Raw genomic sequence first — 21,633 nt, forward strand, 5'->3', positions numbered from 1 at the left:
GTGCGGGCCCGGATCGTGACCGTGCCGCGATTCGGGCACCTGAGTGGATCTCGATAGGCTGAGGCCACACCACGTTGCCGTAGAGGCTTTCGGCGCGTCGCGTACGCAAGGAGGATCGAGGAGTGATGGCAGGCAACTCGGACCCGCTCACGCCGCGGGCCAAGCTCGCCGTGACCGCGGGCAAGGCGGTCGCGGCGGCATCCCGGGCCGCAGGACGCGGCAGTGGTTCGGTGATCGGCGGACGGGTGGCCCTCAAGCTCGACCCCGACCTGCTCGCCCGGCTCGCGCAGCACCTGGACGTGATCCTGGTCTCGGCGACCAACGGCAAGACCACCACCACGCGTCTGATCGCCGAGGCGCTCAGGGCGGCCGGGCCGGTGGTGTCCAACGCGCTCGGCGCGAACATGCCCGCGGGCATCACCTCGGCGCTGGCGGGCGGTTCGGACGCGAAGTTCGGCGTCATCGAGGTCGACGAGAAGTACCTCGCGGGCGTCGCCCGGGACACCGACCCGAAGTGCATCGCCCTGCTCAACCTCTCCCGCGACCAGCTCGACCGCGCCGCCGAGACCCGCATGCTCGCGGAGAACTGGCGCGAGGGGCTGGCCGGCGCCAAGGCGGTGATCGTGGCGAACGCCGACGACCCGCTGGTGGTCTGGGCCGCGTCCTCGTCCCCGAACGTGATCTGGGTCGCGGCCGGCCAGATGTGGAAGGACGACGCCTGGTCCTGCCCCTCCTGCGGCGGTGTGATGCAGCGCCCCGGCGAGGACTGGTTCTGCGGCGACTGCGGCTTCCGCCGGCCGACCCCGGCCTGGGCGCTGTCCGGCGACCACGTCCTCGACCCGCACGGCTCCGCCTGGCCGATCCACCTCCAGCTGCCGGGCCGCGCCAACAAGGCCAACGCCACCTCCTCGGCCGCCGTGGCCGCCGTGTTCGGGGTGCCGCCGCAGGTCGCGCTGGAGCGCATGTACCAGGTGCAGGCGGTGGCCGGCCGCTACGACGTGGTGCAGTTCGAGGGTCGTGACCTGAGGCTGCTGCTGGCCAAGAACCCGGCGGGCTGGCTGGAGACCTTCTCCCTCATCGACCCGCCGCCCGCTCCGGTGATCCTGTCGGTGAACGCGCGCGGCGCCGACGGCACCGACACCTCCTGGCTGTGGGACGTGGACTACACGCGGCTGACCGGCCATCCGATCGTCGTGGTCGGGGACCGCAGGCTCGACCTCGCGGTCCGCCTGGAGGTCGCCGACCAGCACTTCCAGGTGTGCGACACGCTGGACCAGGCGGTGCAGCTGTGCCCGCCGGGCAGGATCGAGGTCATCGCCAACTACACCGCCTTCCAGGACCTGCGCCGCCGCGTCGGCAACTGACCAGCGTTAAGGACAGAGACTTCATGAGCGACAACCAGCTGCGGGTCGTCTGGGTCTATCCGGACCTGCTGAGCACCTACGGCGACCAGGGCAACGTCCTCGTCGTGGAGCGGCGGGCGCGGCAGCGGGGCCTGGACGTGGCACGGATCGACGTGCGCAGCGACCAGCCCGTCCCGACCTCCGGCGACATCTACCTCATCGGCGGCGGCGAGGACCGGCCGCAGCGGCTCGCGGCCGAGCGGCTGCGCCGGGACGGGGGCCTGTACCGGGCGGTGGAGAACGGCGCGATCGTGTTCTCGGTGTGCGCCGGCTACCAGATCCTCGGCCACGAGTTCATCAACGACCTCGGCCAGCGGGAGCCCGGCCTCGGCCTGCTGGACGTGGTGTCGACGCGGGGCGAGGGCGCGCGCTGCGTCGGCGACGTGCTCGCCGACATCGACCCTCGGCTCGGGCTGCCGCCGCTGACCGGCTTCGAGAACCACCAGGGCGTCACCCGTCTGGGCCCGACGGCCCGCCCGTTCGCCCGGGTCACCCTCGGCAACGGCAACGGCACGGGCGACGGTACCGAGGGCGCGTACAACGACACCGTGTTCGGCACCTACATGCACGGTCCCGTGCTGGCCCGCAACCCGCTGATCGCCGATCTGCTGCTGAAGCTGGCGCTGGACGTCAACGCGCTGCCGCCGACCGACGACCGCTGGTACGAGGCGCTGCGCAACGAGCGCATCGCCGCCGCGCAGCAGCCGGACTGAGCCGAGCCCGGGGCGGCGCGCCCCGGCCGTCCCCGGTGCCCCGACCGCCTGCGGCCCTGCGGCACCCCGGCCGTCCGGGGATCCGGTTCCATCCCCGGGCGCGCCGGGTGCTCCCGTCGCCCCGGCGGCCGGGCCCGGCGCCGCCGGCCCCCGGGTTCCCGCGCCACCCGCCACCCGGGCTGCGCGGCACCGGCTCTCCCCGGCCTCACGCCGTCGCCCGTCCGGGGCGCTCGCACCGGGCCGGCCGGGGACGCCACGCCCCCGGGCGGCGTCCTTCGGCGCTCCTTCGCCTGCGCGCCGGACGCCCGCAAGGCGGCCGCAACGCGGTTCCCGCACCCTCCTTCGCGGGCCCCTCTGACGGGCCGTCCGCTCACATGTGCGGGCTGGTCCACCAGGCGGACGTCCGGTACAGAGCCACCCCCTCACGCCGGTAGGGTGACCGGGATCAAGCCGGACGACGTGGTCCGGTCCCCGGCCCACGTTGCAAAGGTATCTCGGGCTATGCGCATTGGTGTCCTCACGTCCGGCGGCGACTGCCCCGGCCTGAACGCCGTCATCCGGTCCGTCGTGCACCGCGCCGTCGCCGACCACGGCGACGAGGTCATCGGCTTCCGGGACGGCTGGAAGGGCCTCCTGGAGTGCGACTACATGAAGCTCGACCTGGACGCGGTCGGCGGCATCCTCGCCCGGGGCGGCACCATCCTCGGCTCCTCCCGGGTCCAGCCCTCCCACCTGCGGGACGGCGTCGAGCGGGCCAGGGGCCACGTCGCCGACCTCGGCCTCGACGCGATCATCCCGATCGGCGGCGAGGGCACGCTGAAGGCGGCCCGGCTGATGTCGGACAGCGGCCTGCCCGTGGTGGGCGTGCCGAAGACCATCGACAACGACATCGCCGTCACGGACGTCACGTTCGGCTTCGACACGGCCGTCGGCGTGGCGACCGAGGCCCTGGACCGGCTCAAGACCACCGCCGAGTCCCACCAGCGGGTCCTGGTCGTGGAGGTCATGGGGCGGCACACCGGCTGGATCGCCCTGCACTCGGGCATGGCCGCGGGCGCGCACGCCATCGTGGTGCCCGAGCGGCCCTTCGACATCGAGGAGCTGACCACGGTGGTCGGCGAGCGGTTCGCGGCGGGCAAGCGGTTCGCGATCGTGGTGGCCGCCGAGGGCGCCAAGCCCAGGCCGGGCGGCATGGACTTCGACGAGGGCGGCAAGGACGTCTACGGTCACGAGCGGTTCGCCGGGATAGCGCGACAGCTCTCCGTCGAACTGGAGGACAGGCTCGGCAAGGAGGCCCGGCCGGTGATCCTCGGGCATGTGCAGCGCGGTGGCACGCCCACCGCCTACGACCGGGTGCTCGCCACCCGGTTCGGATGGCACGCGGTGGAGGCGGTGCACCGCGGGGAGTTCGGGATGATGACGGCGCTGCGCGGCACCGACATCGTGATGGTGTCCCTGGCGGAGGCCGTCGAGACGCTGAAGACCGTGCCCGCCGGGCGCTACGCCGAGGCCGAGTGCGTGCTGTGACGCGTCCCGCGAGGTCCGCTCCGCGGAGGTGAGCGCGCCACGCGTCCGCCGCCGCCGGCTGGTGCGCAGGCCGCCCCCGGTGACGTCCGTCGCCGGGGGCGGTTCTACTCTGTGGAGCGGACGTACACGCACAACCCCCACGAAACAGGAGCCGGCGGATGGATCACAGCGGGCACGGCATGATGACGGACCTGCCGCCGTTCACGCTGGGACGGGGCCTGCAGTGGTCGCCGGACTCCTTCTTCCTGGTCGCGTGCCTGCTGGGCGCGGGGCTGTACCTGTGGGGTGTGGTACGGCTCAGGCGGCGCGGGGACGCGTGGTCCTCGGGCCGGACGCTGGCGTTCCTCTCCGGTGTGCTCACCGTCGCCCTGATGATGTGCACCCGGCTGAACGACTACGGCATGGTCATGTTCAGCGTGCACATGGTGCAGCACATGGTGATCAGCATGCTGTCGCCGATCCTGGTCCTGCTGGGCGCGCCCGTCACGCTGGCCCTGCGGGCGCTGCCGGTGGCGGGGCGCGGGCGCAGGGGGCCCCGGGAGGTGCTGCTGGCGCTGCTGCACAGCCGCTACCTGCAGGTGATCACGCATCCGGTGTTCACCATCCCGATGTTCATCGCGAGCCTGTACGGGCTCTACTTCACCCCGCTGTTCGACACGCTGATGGGCTCCCGGACGGGGCACATCGCGATGATGGTGCACTTCTTCGCCGTCGGCCTGGTCTTCTTCTGGCCGATCATGGGTGTGGACCCGGGCCCGCACCGGCCCGGGTACCTGATGCGGATGCTGGAGCTGTTCGCGGGCATGCCGTTCCACGCCTTCTTCGGCATCGCACTGATGATGGGCTCGACCCCCATGGTGGCGACGTACGCGCATCCGGCCGCGTCGCTCGGCATCGACGCGCTCGCCGACCAGAACGCGGCGGGCGGTATCGCCTGGGCGTTCAGCGAGATCCCCTCGGTGCTGGTACTGATCGCGCTGCTGTTCCAGTGGCACGGTTCCGAACAGCGGCAGGCCAAACGCCTGGACCGGGCCGCGGACCGGGACGGCGACAAGGAGCTGGAGGCGTACAACGCCTACCTCGCCTCGCTGAACGCGCGCGGCTGAGCCGCCGCGCTCCGGTCCCCTCGCCCCCTCTTCACCCCGCCGCCCGGCCGCCGGGTTCCGGCGAGCGGCCCGCGGAGCGCCGATCCGGGGCACCATGGAGGGGACGGACGACGAGGAGGGTGTCGCGATGCCCGGTTCCACGGACAGCTCCACGAAGGCCATGGGGGTGCTCACCGTCGGCGGACTCGTCGTGGTGACGGCCTACACGGCGGTGCTCGGCAGCAACGGCTGGCTGTGGTTCGGCTGGGTCGTGCTCGGTCTGATCACCCTCGGCATGGTGGCCACCCGCAGCACCTGAGGCTCACTCCCGGCCCAGCCGGGCCCCCGAGTGCACGCCCGGCTGGTACTTCGGCAGCCGGGCGGTCACCTTCATCCCCGCTCCGGGCGCGGTCTCGATGACGAGGCCGTGGTCGTCGCCGTAGACCTGGCGGAGCCGGTCGTCCACGTTGCACAGGCCGATGCCGCCGGACGGGCTGCCCTCGCCCGCCAGGATGCGGCGCAGCAGCGCGGGGTCCATGCCCGCGCCGTCGTCCTCGATGACCACCAGCGCCTCGGCGCCCGCGTCCTGCGCGGTGATGCCGATGCGGCAGGTGTCCGCCCTGCCTTCCAGGCCGTGCTTGACGGCGTTCTCCACGAGCGGCTGGAGGCAGAGGAACGGCAGCGCCACCGGCAGCACCTCGGGCGCGATCTGGAGGGTGACGGACAGCCGGTCGCCGAAGCGGGCGCGGACCAGCGCCAGGTACTGGTCGATGGCGTGCAGCTCGTCGGCGAGGGTGGTGAAGTCGCCGTGCCGGCGGAACGAGTAGCGGGTGAAGTCGGCGAACTCCAGCAGCAGCTCCCGGGCCCGCTCGGGGTCGGTGCGCACGAAGCTGGCGATCACCGCGAGCGAGTTGAAGACGAAGTGCGGCGAGATCTGCGCCCGCAGGGCCCTGATCTCGGCCTCGATCAGCCGGGTGCGGGACCGGTCGAGGTCGGCGAGCTCCAGCTGGACGGAGACCCAGCGGGCGACCTCGCCCGCCGCCCGGACCAGCACCGCGGACTCGCGGGGCGCGCAGGCGACCAGCGCGCCGTGCACCCGGTCGTCGACGGTGAGCGGCGCGACCACCGCCCAGCGGACCGGGCAGGCGGGGCTGTCGCAGGTCAGCGAGAACGCCTCGCCGCGGCCGGTGTCCAGCGGGCCGGCCAGCCGCTCCATGATCTCCTCTCGGTGGTGGGCGCCCGCACCGTCCCAGGCCAGCACCCGCTCCTCGTCGGTCAGGCACAGCGCGTCGGTGCCCAGCAGCGAGCGCAGCCGCCGCGCGGACCGGCGGGCCGTCTCCTCGGTGAGTCCCGCCCGCAGCGGTGGTGCCGCCAGCGAAGCGGTGTGCAGGGTCCGGAAGGTGGCGTGCTCCACGGGCGTGCCGAGTCCGCCGCCGCGGCGCCCGGGACGGGCGGTGCGGCGGCCCAGCCAGAAGCCGGCGGCGAGGAGCGGCAGGACGGCCACGCACAGGCCCGCGACGAACCCGGTCATTCCGGCGGCTCCGGCCGTGCGCTTGACCCTCTCCGCCTCCGCCGCGGCCGTCCCGGCCGGCCCGGAGGCCTCATGCCCGCACCTGAGGGCGCACCTGCCCGCCGGCCAGCTCCTCCGGCAGGTGGAAGCGGGCCAGGATGCCCGCCGTGCCCGCCGGGACCCGGCCGGGCGTGGCCAGCGACACCACGGTCATGGTCAGGAAGCCCAGCGGCACGGACCACAGCGCGGGCCAGGCCAGCAGGGCGTGCAGTCCGCCCGCGCCGAGCAGGCCGGACATGGTGGCGGTGACGGCGAGGAACGCCGAGCCGCCGCCGGCCAGCATCCCCGCGGCCGCGCCCGGCGGGGTCAGTCTGCGCCACCAGATGCCGAGCACCAGCAGCGGGCAGAACGAGGACGCCGACACCGCGAACGCGAGCCCCACGGCGTCGGCCACCGGCAGCCCCCCGGCCAGGGTGCTCGCGGCGAGCGGCATCAGCATGGCGAGGGCGGTGCCCAGCCGGAAGTGCCGTACGCCGCGGGTGGGCAGCACGTCCTGGGTGAGGACCCCGGCGACGGCCATGGTGAGGCCGGACGCGGTGGACAGGAAGGCGGCGAACGCCCCGCCCGCGACCAGCGCGCCCAGCAGGTCGCCGCCGGCCCCGCCGACGACGCGGCCGGGCAGCAGCAGCACGGCGGCGTCGGCGTCACCGGTGAGCGTCAGTTCGGGGGCGTAGAGGCGGGCCAGGGCGCCGTAGACGGGGGGCAGCAGGTAGAAGGCGCCGACCAGGGCGAGCACGGCGACCGTGGTGCGGCGGGCGGCCACCCCGTTCGGGCTGGTGTAGAAGCGGACGACGACGTGCGGCAGGCCCATGGTGCCGAGGAAGGTGGCGAGGATCAGGCCGTACGTCGCGTACAGCGGCCGTTCGGAGCGGCCCGCCGCGAGTGAGGTGGACATGCCCCCGTTGCCGCCGCGGTCGGCGGCGGGTACGGGCGTGCCGGGCGCGAAGGTCAGGCGGGTGCCGCCGTCGACGCGGTGGGTTCCGGCGGCCAGGGTGGTCTCCTGCCCGTGGTACGGGTTCCCGTCGACGGTGCCGGTGACGGTCGCGGTCAGCGGCCGGTGCAGCCGCAGCCGCAGGGTGTCGTCGACCTGCACGGTGTGCCGGGTGCGGAACGCGGGCGGTTCGTCGAAGGCGCGGCCGGGAGCGCCGTCCTGCTGCCAGGCCAGCACCAGGAAGAGCGCCGGGACGAGGAGCGCGGTGAGCTTGAGCCAGTACTGGAAGGCCTGCACGAACGTGATGCTGCGCATGCCGCCCGCGGCGACGGTGACCGTGACCACGACGGCCACGATCACGCCGCCCAGCCGGTCCGGGGCGCCGGTCAGCACGGCGAGGGTCAGTCCGGCGCCCTGCAGCTGGGGCAGCAGGTACAGCCAGCCGATGCCGACGACGAACACCCCGGCGAGCCGCCGCACGGCCTGGGAGGCGAGGCGGGCCTCGGCGAAGTCGGGCAGCGTGTAGGCGCCCGAGCGGCGCAGCGGGGCGGCGACGAACAGCAGCAGGACGAGGTATCCGGCGGTGTAGCCGACCGGGTACCAGAGCATGTCGGCGCCCTGTACCAGGACCAGTCCGGCGATGCCGAGGAAGGACGCGGCGGAGAGGTACTCGCCGCTGATGGCGGCCGCGTTCAGGCGGGGGCCGACGGTGCGGGAGGCGACGTAGAAGTCGGAGGTGGTGCGGGAGACGCGCAGGCCGAACGCGCCGACGAGGACGGTCGCCACCACGACCAGGGCGACCGCCGGGACGGCGTAGGCGGGGTTCACCGGTTCACCGGTCCCCGACCAGGCGGACCAGGTCCCGCTCGTTGCGTTCGGCGCGGCGCACGTACCAGCGGGCGAGCAGGACCAGCGGGGCGTACAGCCCGAAGCCGAGGACGCCCCACTGCAGGCGGCGGGCGGCGGGTACGGCGGTGAAGAGCAGCGGCAGCGGGCCGGCGAGCAGGACGAGAACCGCGAAGGCGGCGAGCCCGGCGCGCAGCTGGGTGCGCATCAGGGAGCGGACGTAGGTGTGGCCGAGGGTGGTCTGCTCGTCGATCTCGGTGCGCGGCCGGTGCCGGACCGGGGTACGGCGGGCACGGCGGGGCGGGCCGGTGACGGTGACGCGGGCCCCTGCGGGGTCCTGGGGCACGTCAGGTCCTCCTCATCAGCACATCCCGCAGCTCGCGCGCGTGCCGGCGGCTGACCTGGAGTTCCTCGGTGCCGATCAGGACGCTCACCGATCCGGCGCCGAGGCGGAGTTCGGCGATGTGGCGCAGGGCGACGAGGTGGCGGCGGTGGATGCGCAGGAAGCCGCGGGCGCGCCAGCGCTCCTCCAGGGTGGACAGCGGGATGCGGACCAGGTGGCTGCCGCGGGCGGTGTGCAGCCGGGCGTAGTCGCCCTGCGCCTCGACGTGGGTGATGTCGTCGACGGCGACGAAGCGGGTCACTCCCCCGAGTTCGACGGGTATCTGGTCCGGATCGGGTTCGTGCACGGGGATGCGCGGGGCGGCCTGGGCGGCCGGGCCACCGGGCGGCTTTGCGGGGCGGGCGCCGCCGGTGCGCAGGTCCGCGGCCCGCCGTACGGCCTCGGCGAGGCGTTCGCGGCGTACGGGCTTGAGGACGTAGTCGACGGCGTCGAGGTCGAAGGCCTGCACGGCGAAGTCCTCGTGGGCGGTGACGAAGACGACCAGCGGGGGCCGGGCGAAGCCGGTGAGCAGCCGGGCCAGGTCCAGGCCGTCGAGGCCGGGGAGGTTGATGTCGAGGAACACCACGTCGACGGCCTCGGGGCCGTCGGGCCCGGACTCCAGGGCCCGGTTGATGCGGCGCAGTGCCTCGGTGGCGTCGCCGGCGCCCTCCGCGCTGCCGACGCGCGGGTCGGCGTTGAGCAGGTACAGCAGTTCCTCCAGCGAGGGGCGTTCGTCGTCGACGGCCAGGGCGCGCAGCATGAACGTGGAGTGTAGGGGCGAACGGCGCGCCGGGACACGGGCCCGGCACCGGTCGGGCGGCGCCGGCGGGGGTGCCGCCCCGGGCGGGGCGCGGAGGGAGGGCGGCGGCCGCGGTGGAAGGCTGCGGCCGCGGCGGGAGGCTGCGGGCGCGGTGGGAGGCTGCGGGCGCGGTGGGAGGCTGCGGGCGCGGTGGGAGGCTGCGGGCGCGGTGGGAGGCTGCGGGCGCGGTGGGAGGCTGCGGGCGCGGTGGGAGGCTGCGGCCGATGCGGGAGGCTGCGGCCGATGCGGGAGGCTGCGGCCGCGGCGGGCGCGGTGGGAGGCTGCAGGCGCGGCCGGGGGGAGTGCCCCGGACGTGTCCTGCCCGGCACGGACGCCGCCGTGGCCGCCCGCGCGCCGTTGCCCGCTCCCCGTGACAGTCCGGCCGGGCCCTCGCGGGCAGCGGGCGGGGTCCCCGGCCGGGCGGGGAGATGCCGCGGGCCGCGCCGGGACGGCGGGGGCGTTCGCGGTGGCTACAGTGGCGGCGTGAACAGCAGGAACGCCCCGTTCGACGGGCTCGACCGGAAGATCATCACCGCTCTGATGGCGAACGCCAGGACCAGTTTCGCCGAGATCGGTGCGGCGATCGGGCTGTCGGCGACGGCGGTCAAACGGCGCGTGGACCGGCTCCGGGACACCGGGGTGATCACCGGGTTCACCGCGACCGTGCAGCCGTCGGCGCTCGGCTGGCGCACCGAGGCGTACGTCGAGGTGTACTGCGAGGGCGCGGCCCCGCCGCGGCGGCTCGCGGAGGTCGTGCGCAACCATCCGGAGATCACCGCGGCGATGACCGTGACGGGCGGCGCGGACGCGCTGCTGCACGTGCGGGCGCGGGACGTGGAGCACTTCGAGGAGGTGCTGGAGCGGATCCGCACCGAGCCGTTCATCCGCAAGACGATCAGTGTGATGGTGCTGTCCCATCTGCTCCCGGAGAGTCCGGAGGCGAGTGCGTCCCAGCCGGCCCCGCAGAGCGCAGCAGACGTGCGTCTTCCCTGATCAGGACGCAGCGATCCTGCGGGGACACGCAGCTTTCGTTTCTTGTCGCTCGCCGCTGTCGGTCCTTACCTTGGTGTCACCCCTGACCGATCACCGCAGGAAGCGGAGGGACCCCTCTGTGACCGACAGCCGTGTGCCGCGCCGGCGGCGTTACCTCGTCTGCGAGCCCAGACACTTCGCCGTGCAGTACGCGATCAACCCCTGGATGCATCCCGACGTCGAGGTCGACGTCGACCTGGCCCAGGAGCAGTGGCGGGAGATGATCCGCGCCTACCGGACCCACGGGCACTCCGTCGAGGCCGTGGAGCCGGTGGCCGGTCTCCCGGACATGGTCTTCGCCGCGAACTCCGCGGTCGTCGTCGACGGCCGTGTCTTCGGCTCGCTCTTCCACGCGGACGAGCGGCGCCCGGAGTCCGTGCACTACGACATGTGGTTCAAGCAGGCCGGCTACGCCGTGCACCGCCCGGAGTCGGTGTGCGAGGGCGAGGGCGACCTGGTGTGGACGGGCCGGTACCTGCTGGCCGGGCACGGCTTCCGGACCACCCGGGAGGCGCACCGCGAGGCGCAGGAGTTCTTCGGCCGGCCGGTGATCAGTCTGACGCTGGTGGACCCGTACTTCTACCACCTGGACACGGCGCTGTTCGTCCTGAACGACGGGAGCGACGGTGAGCAGAACAACATCGTCTACTACCCGGAGGCGTTCTCCCCGGGCAGCCGCGAGGTGCTGGAACGGCTGTACCCGGACGCGGTGCTCGCCACCCGCGAGGACGCGGAGTCCTTCGGGCTGAACTCCGTGTCCGACGGCCGCCACGTGTTCATCGCGCCGCAGGCCGAGGCCCTCGCCGGGAACCTGGCCGGGCGCGGCTACGTCCCCGTCCCCGTCGACCTGTCGGAGTTCCTCAAGGCCGGCGGGGGCATCAAGTGCTGTACCCAGGAGATCCGCTGATGACCGCACCCGTCCGTACCCGCTCCTCCGCCGAGCTGATCCGCGCCGAGGAGCCGGTCCTCGCCCACAACTACCACCCGCTGCCCGTGGTCGTGGCGCACGCCGAGGGCGTCTGGGTCCAGGACGTGGAGGGCCGGCGCTACCTCGACCTGCTGGCCGGGTACTCGGCGCTGAACTTCGGCCACCGCCACCCCGGCCTCGTCGACGCGGCGCACCGCCAGCTGGACCGGCTGACCCTGACGTCGCGGGCGTTCCACAACGACCGGCTCGCCGGGTTCGCCGAGCGGCTCGCGGAGCTGACCGGGCAACAGATGGTGCTGCCGATGAACACCGGCGCCGAGGCGGTGGAGAGCGGCATCAAGGTGGCCCGCAAGTGGGCCTACGACGTCAAGGGCGTGCCCGCCGACCGGGCGGGGATCGTGGTCGCCGCGGAGAACTTCCACGGCCGGACGACGACCATCGTCGGCTTCTCCACGGACGAGTCGGCACGCGCCGGGTTCGGTCCGTTCACGCCGGGCTTCACGGTCGTGCCGTACAACGACCTGGCGGCGCTGGAGGAGGCCGTCGACGAGACGACCGCGGCGGTGCTGATCGAGCCGGTGCAGGGCGAGGCCGGGGTGATCGTCCCCGACCACGGCTATCTCGCCGGAGTGCGCGAGCTGACCCGCCGCAAGGGCTGTCTGTTCGTCGCCGACGAGATCCAGTCCGGTCTGGGCCGCACCGGGCGCACCCTCGCCGTCGACCACGAGGACGTCGTGCCCGACCTGGTGCTGCTGGGCAAGGCGCTGGGCGGCGGCATCGTGCCGGTGTCGGCGGTGGTCGGTTCCCGGGACGTGCTCGGGGTGCTGGGGCCGGGCGAGCACGGCTCGACCTTCGGCGGCAACCCGCTGGCCGCGGCGGTCGGCACGGCCGTGGTGGAGCTGCTGGAGACCGGCGAGTACCAGCGCCGCGCCTCGGAGCTGGGCGTCGTCCTGCGCGGCGCGCTGACCGACCTGGTCGGCAAGGGCGTGGTCGGCTTCCGCTCGCTTGGTCTGTGGGCGGGTGTCGACGTCGACCCGGCCGTCGGCACCGGGCGGGAGATCAGCGAGCGGCTCCTGCGCGAGGGGGTCCTGGTCAAGGACACCCACGGCTCGACGATCCGGATCGCGCCCCCGCTCACCATCACGGGCGAGGAGCTGGGCCAGGCGCTCCAGACGCTGGAGAAGGTGCTGGCGGGCTGACGGAGGATCACGGGCCGCGGCCGCGCCCCCGCACGCATGCGCGTGCGGGGGCGCGGCCTTCCGTGCGGTGAGCCGCCCGGGGCGGGGTGCGGCGCCGGGACGGCGGCGGACCCGGCCTGCGATGGGCCGGCGAGGCGGCGGACCGGGGCGACGAGGGGCGGCCCGGGCGGGATGTCGCGAGGCGCGGTGGCACGAGGCGGGGCGGCACGAGGCGGGGGGAAGAACGGCCCCGTTCCCGCCGCCCGCCCCCGCGCCTACACTGACTGACCATCAGAACAGGCCGGTCGACCTGCCGGAACGCGGCGCTGCGCGGCCTCGCCGGAGTGAGGAGGGCCCTTGTTCTACCACCTGCTCAAGTACGTACTGCTGGGACCGCTGCTGAGGCTGGTCTTCCGGCCGCGCATCGAGGGTCTGGAGCACGTGCCGGCGTCGGGCGCGGCCATCGTCGCCGGGAACCACCTCTCCTTCTCGGACCACTTCCTGATGCCGGCCGTCCTCAAGCGCCGCATCACCTTCCTCGCGAAGGCCGAGTACTTCACCGGCTCCGGCGTCAAAGGGCGTCTGACGGCGGCGTTCTTCCGCAGCGCGGGGCAGATTCCGGTGGACCGCTCGGGCAGGGAGGCGGGCCGGGCCGCCATCCGGGAGGGCCTGGGCGTGCTGGGCCGGGGCGAGCTGCTCGGCATCTACCCGGAGGGCACCCGCTCGCACGACGGGCGGCTGTACAAGGGCAAGGTCGGTGTGGCCGTGATGGCGCTGACTTCGGGGGTTCCGGTGATCCCCTGCGCCATGATCGGCACCTTCGAGGCGCAACCGCCCGGCCGGGTGGTGCCGCACCCGCACCGGGTGGTCATCCGGTTCGGCCCGCCGCTGGAGTTCTCCCGGTTCGCCGGTCTGGAGCGGGAGAAGACGGTGCTGCGCGCGGTCACCGACGAGATCATGTACGCGATCCTGTCGCTGTCCGAGCAGGAGTACGTCGACATGTACGCGGCGGACGCGAAGGCGCAGGAGGCCGCGGCGAGGGAGCGCAGGTTCCCGCGGCTGCCGCTGAGCTGAGACGCGCGGCCCCACCCGTCAGCCCGTCAGCCCGTCAGCCCGTCAGCCCGTCAGCCCGTCAGCCCGTCAGCCCGTCAGCCCGTCAGCCCGTCAGCCGGACCGTACCCCCTCCTCGTCGCACGCGGCCAGTGCCTCGTCCAGCACCCGGCGCAGTCGCAGCGCGTCCTGGGCGACCGCCGTGACCAGCACCGCCGGCCCGGCCAGCGGCACCAGGGTGGCCGCCCCCTCCCCCAGCGCCCGCGCCGTGGGCGGACGCTCGGCGAACTCCGGCCGGACGACGACCAGCTGACCGACGGCCCGGAGCCCTCCGAGCACGGCCGGCCCGTCCCAGCCGCCCGGCGCCCCCGTCCCGCAGGACAGCTCCTGATCGAGAAGCGTACGGCCCGCGACCCGCACGGTGAGGCGGCTGGTGAGCCGGCCGGGCTCCTCACCGGTCCGCCCGAGCACCAGCTCCTCCCTCAGCACCAGCCGGGCCGTGGCGGCCAGTTCGGCATGTGTGGTGACCCGCAGGTCACTGCCGCGCGCGCTGATCAGCTGCTCGGGGAGCCAGTGCAGTGCGGCACCGTCGGCGACGTCGAGCCGGACCTCGTAGCACGCCTCGGCCTTGGACTGGCCCGGCAGGGCGAGGGTGGCGGCGGCCGAGCCGACCCGCAGCCGGGCGCCCTCGTCGGCCTCCGCGCACACGCTGAGGTGGTCGCCGCCGAGCGGTCCGCTCATGGCACCGACGAGCGTCACGCTCGCCTCGGCCGGAGAGCGCCCGCGGGTGCGCCGCGGGGCCAGCGGGCCCTCGCCGTGCAGGACGGGCAGGGACGTGCCGCCGCGGCCGTCGGACCGGGCGACGACCCGCGCCCGGGCCCGGACGCCGCTCACGCGCGGGCCCGCCAGGCGCCGAGCTGCGCGCGGACCCAGGCGGCCACCTCCGCCACGCCCTCCTCGCCGCGGAGCGACTGGAAGGCGACGGGCCGTTCGCCGCGCTGGGCCTTGGCGTCGGCGGCCATCCGGGCGAGGTCGGAGCCGACATACGGCGCGAGGTCGGTCTTGTTGACCACGAGCAGGTCGGCCGTGGTCACGCCGGGGCCGCCCTTGCGCGGGACGTCGTCCCCGCCGGCCACGTCGATCACGAAGATCTGCGCGTCCACCAGGCCCCTGGAGAAGGTGGCGGTGAGGTTGTCGCCACCGGACTCGACCAGGACGAGATCGAGCGGCCCGGCCTCGTCCTCCAGGTCCTCGACGGCCTGGAGGTTGGCGGAGATGTCGTCCCGGATGGCCGTGTGCGGACAGGCGCCGGTCTCCACCGCGGTGATCCGCTCCGGCGGCAGCACGGCCTCGCGGAGCAGGAACTCGGCGTCCTCGCGGGTGTAGATGTCGTTGGTGACGACGGCCAGGGACAGCTCCTCGCGCAGCGCCCGGCACAGGGCGGCGACGGTGGCGGTCTTCCCGGACCCGACGGGGCCGCCGAGCCCGATGCGCAGGGCGCGGCGGGCTCCGTCGGGCCGGTGGGCGTCCGCGCTGACGGCGCGGGGACCGGGGTGGGAGTGGTCGAGGTGCATGGTCACGGCTCCTGTTCGAGGAGGGCGGTCGGGGGAGAGGCCGGGCGGCGGAGCCGGGCGGCGGAGCCGGGCGGCGGAGCCGGGGCGGCCCGGCCGGACGGTCGGCGGGGACGGGCGGTCGGCGAGGCGGTCGGCGGGGCGGCCGGGGCACGGGCTCAGGACGCGAACAGCCGTACCGGCCAGGCGGCGTGCAGTTCCGCGGAGATCTCCAGCAGCGGCGCGGACGCCGCGGGCAGCGCGTCGACGCCGTCGTCGGCGACCCGCCGGGCCGCCTCGACCGCACGGTCGGCGGCCCGGTCCAGCTCGGGGGCGAGCCGGGCCAGTACGCCCGTGGCGTCGAAGGGGTCGAGACCGAGCAGCCGTACCACGGCGGTCGCCGGTCCGCTGACGCTCTCGTACACCGCGCAGTGCGCCGCGTCCAGCGGCCCGAGTCCGGCCGCGCGGGCGGCGCTCCCCAGCACCACGGGCTGGTGGGCGCCCTTGGGGAACTGCCGTGCCAGGGCGTCCAGTTCGGGCGACGGCCAGGTGGTGCGGGCAGCCCGCAGCAGCTGCCGGCCGAGCCGGCGGGCGGCGGTCCGCAGTGCGGGCGACGGGGTGCGGGCGTCGGCGGCCGCGTCGAGCTCCGCGGCGGCCGCCCCGAGCGCGGCCGCGGCCGCGAGCCCCGCCGCGACCAGTCCGGCCGTGTGCAGCCGGCCCCGGCAGAAGTCGGCCAGGCTCGCCGCGTCGGTGACGCGCCCGGCCCGGACGGCCGCCTCGGCACCGCCGGAGTGGGCGTGCCCTCCGGCGGGGAAGCGGCCGTCGGCGAGGACCAGTAGCGCTGCCCTGGACATCAGAAGAGGAAGTAGCGCTGGGTCATGGGCAGTTCGGCCGCCGGAGTGGCCTCGACGAGTTCGCCGTCGATGTGTACGGCGAAGCTGTCGGGGTCGATGACGACGCGGGGCCGGGCGTCGTTCTCCCTCATGTCGGCCTTGGTCACCGAACGGGTGGACTCGATGGCCGTGAACCGCTTGCCGAGCGCGAGCCGTTCCGGCAGTCCGGCCTCGATCGCCTGGGGGGCCACGAAGTTGAGCGAGTTCGCGGCGGGCGCCCGGCCCAGCGCCCCGAACATGGGGCGGGGCAGGATCGGCTGCGGCGTGGGGATGGAGGCGTTGGCGTCACCCATCTGCGCGTAGGCGATCTGGCCGCCCTTGATGACGAGGAGCGGTTTGACGCCGAAGAACGCCGGCTCCCACAGGACCAGGTCGGCGAGTTTGCCGGTCTCGACGGAGCCGACCTCACGGGCGAGGCCCTGGGCGAGCGCCGGATTGATCGTGTACTTGGCGACGTAGCGGCGCACCCGGTGGTTGTCGGCGCGGCCGTCGCCGGGCAGGGCGCCGCGGCGGCGCTTCATGACGTGGGCGGTCTGCCAGGTGCGCAGGACGACCTCGCCGACCCGGCCCATGGCCTGGGAGTCGGAGGAGATGATCGAGATGGCGCCCAGGTCGTGCAGTATGTCCTCGGCGCCGATCGTGGAGGGCCGGATCCGGGACTCGGCGAAGGCGAGGTCCTCGGGGACGGCCGGGTTGAGATGGTGGCAGACCATCAGCATGTCGAGGTGTTCCTCGACGGTGTTGACGGTGAACGGCCGGGTGGGGTTGGTGGAGCTGGGCAGCACATGCGGCTCGGACACCACGGACATGATGTCCGGGGCGTGCCCGCCGCCGGCTCCCTCGGTGTGGTAGGCGTGGATGCCGCGGCCGGCGATCGCGGCGAGGGTGTCCCCGACGAAGCCCGCCTCGTTGAGGGTGTCCGTGTGGATGGCGACCTGGACGCCGGTCCGCTCGGCCACGGTCAGCGAGGCGTCGATGACGGCCGGGGTGGACCCCCAGTCCTCGTGCAGCTTCAGGCCCACCGCGCCGCCGCGGATCTGGGACAGCATGGCCTCGTGGGAAACCGTGTTCCCCTTGCCGAGGAGGCCGATGTTGAGGGGGTGGGCCTCCATCGCCTCCAGCATCCGGGCCAGGTGCCAGGGGCCGGGGGTGACGGTGGTGGCCTTGGATCCCTCGGCGGGGCCGGTGCCGCCGCCGACCAGCGTGGTGATGCCGGACGACAGCGCCTCGTCGGCGATCTGCGGGCAGACGAAGTGGACGTGCGCGTCGACGGCGCCGGCCGTGAGGATCCGCCCGTTGCCCGCGATGATCTCCGTCTCGGGGCCGATGACCAGGTCGGGATGGACGCCGTCCATGGTGTCCGGGTTGCCGGCCTTGCCGATGCCGCTGATCCGGCCGTCGCGGATGCCGATGTCGGCCTTGACGATCCCCCAGTGGTCGACGACCACGACACCGGTGATCACGGTGTCCGGGGTGCCCTCGGCGCGGGTGGCCCGGGACTGGCCCATGGACTCGCGGATGACCTTGCCCCCGCCGAACACGGCCTCGTCCCCGGCGCGCCCCGGGCCGCCGCAGCGGTCCTCCTCGATCTCGATGAGCAGGTCGGTGTCGGCGAGCCGGACGCGGTCACCGGTGGTGGGACCGAACAGGTCCGCGTAGGCGGGGCGGGCGATCTCAGGCATCGAGGGCACCTCCGGTCCCGCCGCGCAGCCCCGGCACGATCCGCGCCCCGGCGAGCGGGACCAGCTCCACCTCGACGGGAATGCCGGGCTCGAACCGTACGGCCGTGCCCGCGGCGACGTTCAGCCGACGGCCGTGCGCGGCGGTCCGGTCGAAGTCCAGGCCGGGGTTGGCCTCCGCGAAGTGGTAGTGGGAGCCGACCTGGACGGGCCGGTCCGCGGCGTTCAGGACGGTCAGCCGGACCGGCGTGCGGCCCTCGTTGAGAGGGACCGGGCCGTCCGCGAAGAGGATCTCACCGGGGATCATCGCCGCCTCCTCAGACGATCGGGTCGTGGACGGTGACGAGCTTGGTGCCGTCCGGGAACGTCGCCTCGACCTGCACGTCGTGGATCATCTCCGCGATCCCCTCCATGACGTCGTCGCGGGTCAGCAGCTTGCGCCCGGAGGACATCAGCTCGGCGACGGTACGCCCGTCGCGGGCGCCTTCGAGGATGTGCGAGGTGATCAGGGCGACGGCCTCGGGGTGGTTGAGGCGGAGTCCGCGGGCCCGGCGCTTCTCCGCGACGTCGGCCGCCACGTGGATCAGCAGCCTCTCCTGCTCGTGCGGGGTCAGTTGCACGTCCCACCTCACTTCCTCGCTCCGGGCCGTGCGGGGCCCGGCTGCCGCTGCCCCGGGCAAAGTCCCTGGTGGCGTGGAGGGAGGCTAGTTGCGACGCGTTTCGGGCGCGTTAACCGGCCGGTCTCCTGCGGCAGGCGCCTCCGCCCGTCGTTCCCCCCGCGCCCTTCGTTCCCCGTGCCCCCGTGCCCCCGTGCCCCTGTGCCCCTGTGCCCCGCCTCCGTGCCCTTCGCTCCTGCCGAACCTGTCGGTCCCTGGCGGCCGAGGCCCCGGCGAGGCCCCGGCGCGCCGGGGGCGCCTCCTCCGGTGTGCCACCGCACACCGGCCCGGTGCCGGCCCGGCACCGGGCCGGCACCGGGCGCGGGGCGGGCGGCACGGGGCGGCCCCGCGGTCCCCGGGGCGGCCGGCCCGGAGACGTCCGGGGCCCGGGGCCGGCCGGGAGCGGACGCACCACGCACCGGCACCGCACGTCGCGCGAGGGCGGCCTCCGGGGCGCGCTCGCGGCGCCTTCGCCCCGGTCCGCCGCAACCGGCGGACCGGGTGTCAAACGGACCGAACGACGGACCCTCTGTCGGAGTATCGACGGCTCGTCTTGCGTGACCCGAACGGTTGCGTCAGAGGCCGGCCGCCACGGCCCCACAGCGGGTTCCGGTGCTGGTCCGGGGCCGTTCGGTGGCCCCGGCGACACCCGGTTCATCCCCGTGTCCACCCGAACGGGTGAACGGTGAGCAACACCACAAATCGCCGATTCCATTGGGTTTTTCGGACACCGGTGAGTGAAGATCCCTGTCTGACGACAAGACCCCGCCACCGCGGCGGGGCGGTCCGGGCGGACGCCGAGTCCTGCCGCCGCCCGGATGACCGGTCGACAGGAGTGGACCGGCAGGAGTGGAGGACCCGAGCAAGACGGCCCGCCGGAGCACGTTCTCCGAGCGGACCTTGGGGTGAAGCCGCCCTCGGGCGGCCGGGCTACTTCGCCAGCCCGAATCCGACAGGTCATCCTTCTCAGGCGGTTTGACGAAGGGTTGCGCATGACCGCGCAGAATCGTGTCCCCTCCCTCATGGCCCGTGCCGGCACCGTCTCGGCACTCACCATCGTCGCGGTGGGCGGCCCCCTGGTGGTGCCGGGCGCCGCGGCCGGAGCCGCGGCCTCCACGCCCGCCACGACCGCCCTCAAGGTCGCCGCCTCGAAGAAGGGCGCCCCGTATCTGTACGGCGCCGCGGGTCCGCGCCGCTTCGACTGCTCCGGGCTCACGCTCTACTCGTACAAGAAGGCGGGGAAGCGGCTGCCGCGCACCGCGGCCCAGCAGTTCAACAAGACCAGCCGCGTCTCCGCGGGCCGCCGCCGGGCGGGCGACCTGGTCTTCTTCCACTCCGGCTCGAACGTCTACCACGTGGGCATCTACGCGGGCAAAGGCCGGATCTGGCACGCCCCCAAGTCCGGCGACGTGGTGCGGCTCCAGAAGATCTGGACGAACAGCGTCTGGTACGGCCGGGTGAGGTGACCGTCCCCGGCCGGTCCGGACGCCGGGCCGGCCCGACGTCACCCGCCCGGCGCCCCGCACCTCCCCGTGGGGCGCGGTGTCCGGGCGGGCTCCCCGCCCGGACACCCGCGGGCCTCAGGGCTCCTGGAGGCCCGCCGTGGGCATCGGCCGGACGGGGACGGTCCAGGGCAGTTCGATGGAGACGGTCTTGCCGCCCTCCCGGGTGGGCCGCACCCGGAGCCTGCCGCCGCACTCCGCCGTCAGCCAGCGGATGATGACCAGGCCGCGGCCGTTGTCCTGCTGCACGGCCGCCGGGAGCCTCCGGGGGAACCGCGGATGACTGTCGGTGACGCCGATGCTGAGGTGCTCGTCCCGCTCCAGCCGCATGTCCACGGTGAAGGTGGGGGACTGCCCGAAGGTGTGCTGGACGGCGTTGGTGGCGAGCTCGGACACGATCAGCCGGATCGTGTCGGCGAGGTCCGTGTCGGGCGGCAGACCCCACTCCACGAGCGTGTCGGCGACGTAGGCGCGGGCGGCGGACACCGAGGCGGGATCGCTCGGCATCGTGACGGATGCTTCCAGGTGATCTGCCATGGCCACGCCGTCCCTTTCCCACGGGGCCGCGGTCCGACAAGGATCGGATGGTTCGAGTACGGTCCCGGACTGGTGCTTGTCCGCCAGACTGCCACCAGTGCGCCGCTGATGGTGCCGATCCACCAAGATATGCATATATCTGTCGCTCGAAGCGGTGAACTCTGCGACGGCAGCACGTATTTGGGCGGCTCTGAAGGAGTAGGGAGTAGGCCCATGCAGCACGGTCCGGTGGTGCGCCGGCGCAAGCTCGGCGCCGAGCTGCGCGCCCTGCGCGCCCGGACGGGGCTCACCAGCGGTGAGGCGGCCCGTCTGGTGGGCTGGCATCAGTCGAAGGTGAGCCGGATCGAGACGGGCACCAGTGGCGTGAAACCGGCTGACGTGCGGTTACTGCTGGATGTCTACGGCGTTGCCGATACCGGGCTGCGGGAGGTGATGCTGGCCCTCGCGGGCTCCGGTGACGGGGTCGGCCGGCACCACTGGTGGCACGCCTACCGCGGGGTCCTGCCGCCCGCCTACCGGGACTTCATCAGCCTGGAGTCGCAGGCCGGGGCGATGCGCACCCTGGAGACGTCCGTCGTGCCGGGGCTCCTCCAGACGCCCGAGTACGCCCGTGCGGTGACCCGGGCCACCGTCGGTGACCAGCGCGGGGAGCCGGACGAACGTCTCGACGCGCTGGTGCAGGTGCGGCTGGCCCGGCAGGACGTGCTGCGGGCGCGGCCGCCCCTGGAGCTGAGCGCGGTGCTCGACGAGGCGGTGCTGCGCCGTCAGGTGGGCGGCCCGGAGGTGATGCGGGGACAGCTGCTGGGGCTGCTGGCCGCGGCGCGGCTGCCGCAGGTGCGGATCCAGGTGCTGCCGTTCTCGGCCGGGGCCCATATCGGCGTCACCGGGCCTTTCGTTGTTTTCTCATTCCCGCGCACTTCCGATCTGGACGTGGTGGTTCTTGACCATATGACGAGTAGCCTCTATCTCGAACGGAAAGAAGACCTGGAGGCCTACACCGAGGCCTTCGCCACCCTTCAGGAACTCGCCCTGTCCCCCGAGGACTCACTGGACCTGATCGCCAGAACAGTTGACGGCGCGTAAGGAGGCACCATGACCGCACTGCTCCGGCCCGCTCCTTCCAGCATCCCGCCGCCTGTCCCGCGCTGGCGGCGCAGCAGCCACAGCACCGGTGCGAACAACTGCGTGGAGACGGCCCCGTGGGCCGGGCGCCTCGCCGTGCGCGACTCCAAGCGGCCCGACGGACCCGCGCTGCTCTTCTCCCCCGAGAGCTGGGCGGGATTCACGGGCTCGTTCCGCTGACCCCCGGTATCCGACCCGAAACGAACCTCCGCGAATACCGCCGCCCTCCGTCCGCCGTCCGTGAATCCCG

23 protein-coding genes and 1 riboswitch are annotated in these 21,633 nt (G+C 74.0%); of the genes, 12 read left to right on the top strand and 11 right to left on the bottom strand.

The window, feature by feature from the left end; genetic code table 11:
* Positions 1–125 precede the first annotated feature (125 nt).
* The 5 genes from AC5K6T_RS19145 to AC5K6T_RS19165 all read left to right on the top strand — a co-directional run bounded on the left by AC5K6T_RS19145 (position 126) and on the right by AC5K6T_RS19165 (position 5,047).
* Positions 126–1,364, top strand: coding sequence for a Mur ligase family protein (locus tag AC5K6T_RS19145; RefSeq protein WP_493210559.1), 1,239 nt, complete (start codon positions 126–128; stop codon positions 1,362–1,364).
* A 23-nt stretch (positions 1,365–1,387) separates the two neighbouring features.
* Positions 1,388–2,116 (top strand): type 1 glutamine amidotransferase, encoded by a 729-nt coding sequence (locus AC5K6T_RS19150; protein WP_493210561.1) that lies wholly within the window; start codon positions 1,388–1,390, stop codon positions 2,114–2,116.
* Between the two features lie 501 nt (positions 2,117–2,617).
* A complete protein-coding gene (locus tag AC5K6T_RS19155; RefSeq protein WP_493210564.1) occupies positions 2,618–3,643 on the top strand; it encodes a 6-phosphofructokinase in 1,026 nt (341 codons plus the stop codon).
* Positions 3,644–3,801: 158 nt separating this feature from the next.
* Positions 3,802–4,749 carry a cytochrome c oxidase assembly protein gene (locus tag AC5K6T_RS19160; RefSeq protein WP_493210566.1) on the top strand — a complete coding sequence of 316 codons (948 nt, stop codon included), beginning with the start codon at positions 3,802–3,804 and terminating at the stop codon, positions 4,747–4,749.
* A 94-nt stretch (positions 4,750–4,843) separates the two neighbouring features.
* On the top strand, positions 4,844–5,047 hold the full coding sequence (locus tag AC5K6T_RS19165) for a hypothetical protein (RefSeq protein WP_493210893.1): 204 nt from the start codon (positions 4,844–4,846) through the stop codon (positions 5,045–5,047).
* A 3-nt stretch (positions 5,048–5,050) separates the two neighbouring features.
* Here AC5K6T_RS19165 and AC5K6T_RS19170 read toward each other — a convergent pair whose 3' ends face one another.
* The 4 genes from AC5K6T_RS19170 to AC5K6T_RS19185 all read right to left on the bottom strand — a co-directional run bounded on the left by AC5K6T_RS19170 (position 5,051) and on the right by AC5K6T_RS19185 (position 9,217).
* A complete protein-coding gene (locus tag AC5K6T_RS19170; RefSeq protein ID WP_493210568.1) occupies positions 5,051–6,259 on the bottom strand; it encodes a sensor histidine kinase in 1,209 nt (402 codons plus the stop codon).
* Positions 6,260–6,329: 70 nt separating this feature from the next.
* On the bottom strand, positions 6,330–8,057 hold the full coding sequence (locus AC5K6T_RS19175) for a sodium/solute symporter (RefSeq protein WP_493210570.1): 1,728 nt from the start codon (positions 8,055–8,057) through the stop codon (positions 6,330–6,332).
* Positions 8,058–8,061: 4 nt separating this feature from the next.
* Positions 8,062–8,421 carry a hypothetical protein gene (locus AC5K6T_RS19180; RefSeq protein WP_493210572.1) on the bottom strand — a complete coding sequence of 120 codons (360 nt, stop codon included), beginning with the start codon at positions 8,419–8,421 and terminating at the stop codon, positions 8,062–8,064.
* A 1-nt stretch (position 8,422) separates the two neighbouring features.
* Complete coding sequence (locus AC5K6T_RS19185) at positions 8,423–9,217, bottom strand: LytR/AlgR family response regulator transcription factor (protein ID WP_493210574.1); 795 nt, start codon at positions 9,215–9,217, stop codon at positions 8,423–8,425.
* A gap of 522 nt (positions 9,218–9,739) precedes the next feature.
* Here AC5K6T_RS19185 and AC5K6T_RS19190 point away from each other — a divergent pair.
* The 4 genes from AC5K6T_RS19190 (at position 9,740) to AC5K6T_RS19205 (ending at position 13,468) form a co-directional block, all read left to right on the top strand.
* Positions 9,740–10,249 carry an Lrp/AsnC family transcriptional regulator gene (locus tag AC5K6T_RS19190; protein WP_493210576.1) on the top strand — a complete coding sequence of 170 codons (510 nt, stop codon included), beginning with the start codon at positions 9,740–9,742 and terminating at the stop codon, positions 10,247–10,249.
* Positions 10,250–10,367: 118 nt separating this feature from the next.
* Complete coding sequence (ddaH, locus tag AC5K6T_RS19195) at positions 10,368–11,195, top strand: dimethylargininase (protein ID WP_493210578.1); 828 nt, start codon at positions 10,368–10,370, stop codon at positions 11,193–11,195.
* Positions 11,195–12,415, top strand: coding sequence for an ornithine--oxo-acid transaminase (gene rocD / locus AC5K6T_RS19200; protein WP_493210580.1), 1,221 nt, complete (start codon positions 11,195–11,197; stop codon positions 12,413–12,415). The genes ddaH and rocD overlap by 1 nt, the downstream gene beginning before the upstream one ends.
* Before the next feature lie 336 nt (positions 12,416–12,751).
* Entirely contained in the window at positions 12,752–13,468 is a 717-nt protein-coding gene (locus AC5K6T_RS19205; protein ID WP_493210582.1) for a lysophospholipid acyltransferase family protein, read from the top strand.
* Positions 13,469–13,558: 90 nt separating this feature from the next.
* Here the strand turns inward: AC5K6T_RS19205 and AC5K6T_RS19210 are convergent, their stop codons facing one another.
* From AC5K6T_RS19210 to AC5K6T_RS19235, 6 genes are all read right to left on the bottom strand, one after another.
* Positions 13,559–14,338 carry an urease accessory protein UreD gene (locus tag AC5K6T_RS19210; protein ID WP_493210583.1) on the bottom strand — a complete coding sequence of 260 codons (780 nt, stop codon included), beginning with the start codon at positions 14,336–14,338 and terminating at the stop codon, positions 13,559–13,561.
* Positions 14,335–15,018 (bottom strand): urease accessory protein UreG, encoded by a 684-nt coding sequence (gene ureG, locus AC5K6T_RS19215; RefSeq protein ID WP_493210873.1) that lies wholly within the window; start codon positions 15,016–15,018, stop codon positions 14,335–14,337. The genes AC5K6T_RS19210 and ureG overlap by 4 nt, the downstream gene beginning before the upstream one ends.
* A 155-nt stretch (positions 15,019–15,173) precedes the next feature.
* A complete protein-coding gene (locus AC5K6T_RS19220) occupies positions 15,174–15,848 on the bottom strand; it encodes an urease accessory protein UreF (RefSeq protein ID WP_493210585.1) in 675 nt (224 codons plus the stop codon).
* A complete protein-coding gene (locus AC5K6T_RS19225) occupies positions 15,848–17,569 on the bottom strand; it encodes an urease subunit alpha (RefSeq protein WP_493210586.1) in 1,722 nt (573 codons plus the stop codon). The genes AC5K6T_RS19220 and AC5K6T_RS19225 overlap by 1 nt, the downstream gene beginning before the upstream one ends.
* Positions 17,562–17,873 (bottom strand): urease subunit beta, encoded by a 312-nt coding sequence (locus AC5K6T_RS19230; RefSeq protein WP_493210588.1) that lies wholly within the window; start codon positions 17,871–17,873, stop codon positions 17,562–17,564. Before AC5K6T_RS19230 ends, AC5K6T_RS19225 begins: the two co-directional genes overlap by 8 nt.
* 10 nt (positions 17,874–17,883) lie before the next feature.
* On the bottom strand, positions 17,884–18,186 hold the full coding sequence (locus tag AC5K6T_RS19235) for an urease subunit gamma (protein ID WP_432958149.1): 303 nt from the start codon (positions 18,184–18,186) through the stop codon (positions 17,884–17,886).
* 899 nt (positions 18,187–19,085) lie between these two features.
* Positions 19,086–19,210: riboswitch (cyclic di-AMP (ydaO/yuaA leader) on the top strand.
* Between the two features lie 4 nt (positions 19,211–19,214).
* Here AC5K6T_RS19235 and AC5K6T_RS19240 point away from each other — a divergent pair.
* Entirely contained in the window at positions 19,215–19,688 is a 474-nt protein-coding gene (locus AC5K6T_RS19240) for a C40 family peptidase (protein ID WP_493210591.1), read from the top strand.
* A 114-nt stretch (positions 19,689–19,802) separates the two neighbouring features.
* Here the strand turns inward: AC5K6T_RS19240 and AC5K6T_RS19245 are convergent, their stop codons facing one another.
* Complete coding sequence (locus tag AC5K6T_RS19245; RefSeq protein WP_493210592.1) at positions 19,803–20,261, bottom strand: ATP-binding protein; 459 nt, start codon at positions 20,259–20,261, stop codon at positions 19,803–19,805.
* Between the two features lie 213 nt (positions 20,262–20,474).
* Here AC5K6T_RS19245 and AC5K6T_RS19250 point away from each other — a divergent pair, with 213 nt between their 5' ends.
* Both AC5K6T_RS19250 and AC5K6T_RS19255 read left to right on the top strand, forming a co-directional pair.
* On the top strand, positions 20,475–21,344 hold the full coding sequence (locus AC5K6T_RS19250) for a helix-turn-helix domain-containing protein (RefSeq protein ID WP_493210594.1): 870 nt from the start codon (positions 20,475–20,477) through the stop codon (positions 21,342–21,344).
* A 9-nt stretch (positions 21,345–21,353) separates the two neighbouring features.
* Positions 21,354–21,563: a DUF397 domain-containing protein gene (locus AC5K6T_RS19255; protein WP_493210596.1), complete on the top strand. Its 210-nt coding sequence runs from the start codon at positions 21,354–21,356 to the stop codon at positions 21,561–21,563.
* Positions 21,564–21,633 lie beyond the last annotated feature (70 nt).

It is taken from the genome of Streptomyces sp. B8-7 (genome assembly GCF_058833805.1).

What these genes read in the sequence shown, in the direction of transcription:
- AC5K6T_RS19155 (WP_493210564.1), top strand. Translation starts at nt 2,618, where the DNA reads ATGCGCATTGGTGTCCTCACGTCCGGCGGCGACTGCCCCGGCCTGAAC.
- AC5K6T_RS19150 (WP_493210561.1), top strand. Translation starts at nt 1,388, where the DNA reads ATGAGCGACAACCAGCTGCGGGTCGTCTGGGTCTATCCGGACCTGCTG.
- AC5K6T_RS19170 (WP_493210568.1), bottom strand. Translation starts at nt 6,259, where the DNA reads ATGACCGGGTTCGTCGCGGGCCTGTGCGTGGCCGTCCTGCCGCTCCTC.
- AC5K6T_RS19165 (WP_493210893.1), top strand. Translation starts at nt 4,844, where the DNA reads ATGGAGGGGACGGACGACGAGGAGGGTGTCGCGATGCCCGGTTCCACG.
- AC5K6T_RS19230 (WP_493210588.1), bottom strand. Translation starts at nt 17,873, where the DNA reads ATGATCCCCGGTGAGATCCTCTTCGCGGACGGCCCGGTCCCTCTCAAC.
- AC5K6T_RS19185 (WP_493210574.1), bottom strand. Translation starts at nt 9,217, where the DNA reads ATGCTGCGCGCCCTGGCCGTCGACGACGAACGCCCCTCGCTGGAGGAA.
- AC5K6T_RS19255 (WP_493210596.1), top strand. Translation starts at nt 21,354, where the DNA reads ATGACCGCACTGCTCCGGCCCGCTCCTTCCAGCATCCCGCCGCCTGTC.
- AC5K6T_RS19240 (WP_493210591.1), top strand. Translation starts at nt 19,215, where the DNA reads ATGACCGCGCAGAATCGTGTCCCCTCCCTCATGGCCCGTGCCGGCACC.
- AC5K6T_RS19220 (WP_493210585.1), bottom strand. Translation starts at nt 15,848, where the DNA reads ATGTCCAGGGCAGCGCTACTGGTCCTCGCCGACGGCCGCTTCCCCGCC.
- AC5K6T_RS19250 (WP_493210594.1), top strand. Translation starts at nt 20,475, where the DNA reads ATGCAGCACGGTCCGGTGGTGCGCCGGCGCAAGCTCGGCGCCGAGCTG.
- AC5K6T_RS19145 (WP_493210559.1), top strand. Translation starts at nt 126, where the DNA reads ATGGCAGGCAACTCGGACCCGCTCACGCCGCGGGCCAAGCTCGCCGTG.
- rocD (WP_493210580.1), top strand. Translation starts at nt 11,195, where the DNA reads ATGACCGCACCCGTCCGTACCCGCTCCTCCGCCGAGCTGATCCGCGCC.
- ureG (WP_493210873.1), bottom strand. Translation starts at nt 15,018, where the DNA reads ATGCACCTCGACCACTCCCACCCCGGTCCCCGCGCCGTCAGCGCGGAC.
- AC5K6T_RS19160 (WP_493210566.1), top strand. Translation starts at nt 3,802, where the DNA reads ATGGATCACAGCGGGCACGGCATGATGACGGACCTGCCGCCGTTCACG.
- AC5K6T_RS19225 (WP_493210586.1), bottom strand. Translation starts at nt 17,569, where the DNA reads ATGCCTGAGATCGCCCGCCCCGCCTACGCGGACCTGTTCGGTCCCACC.
- AC5K6T_RS19245 (WP_493210592.1), bottom strand. Translation starts at nt 20,261, where the DNA reads ATGGCAGATCACCTGGAAGCATCCGTCACGATGCCGAGCGATCCCGCC.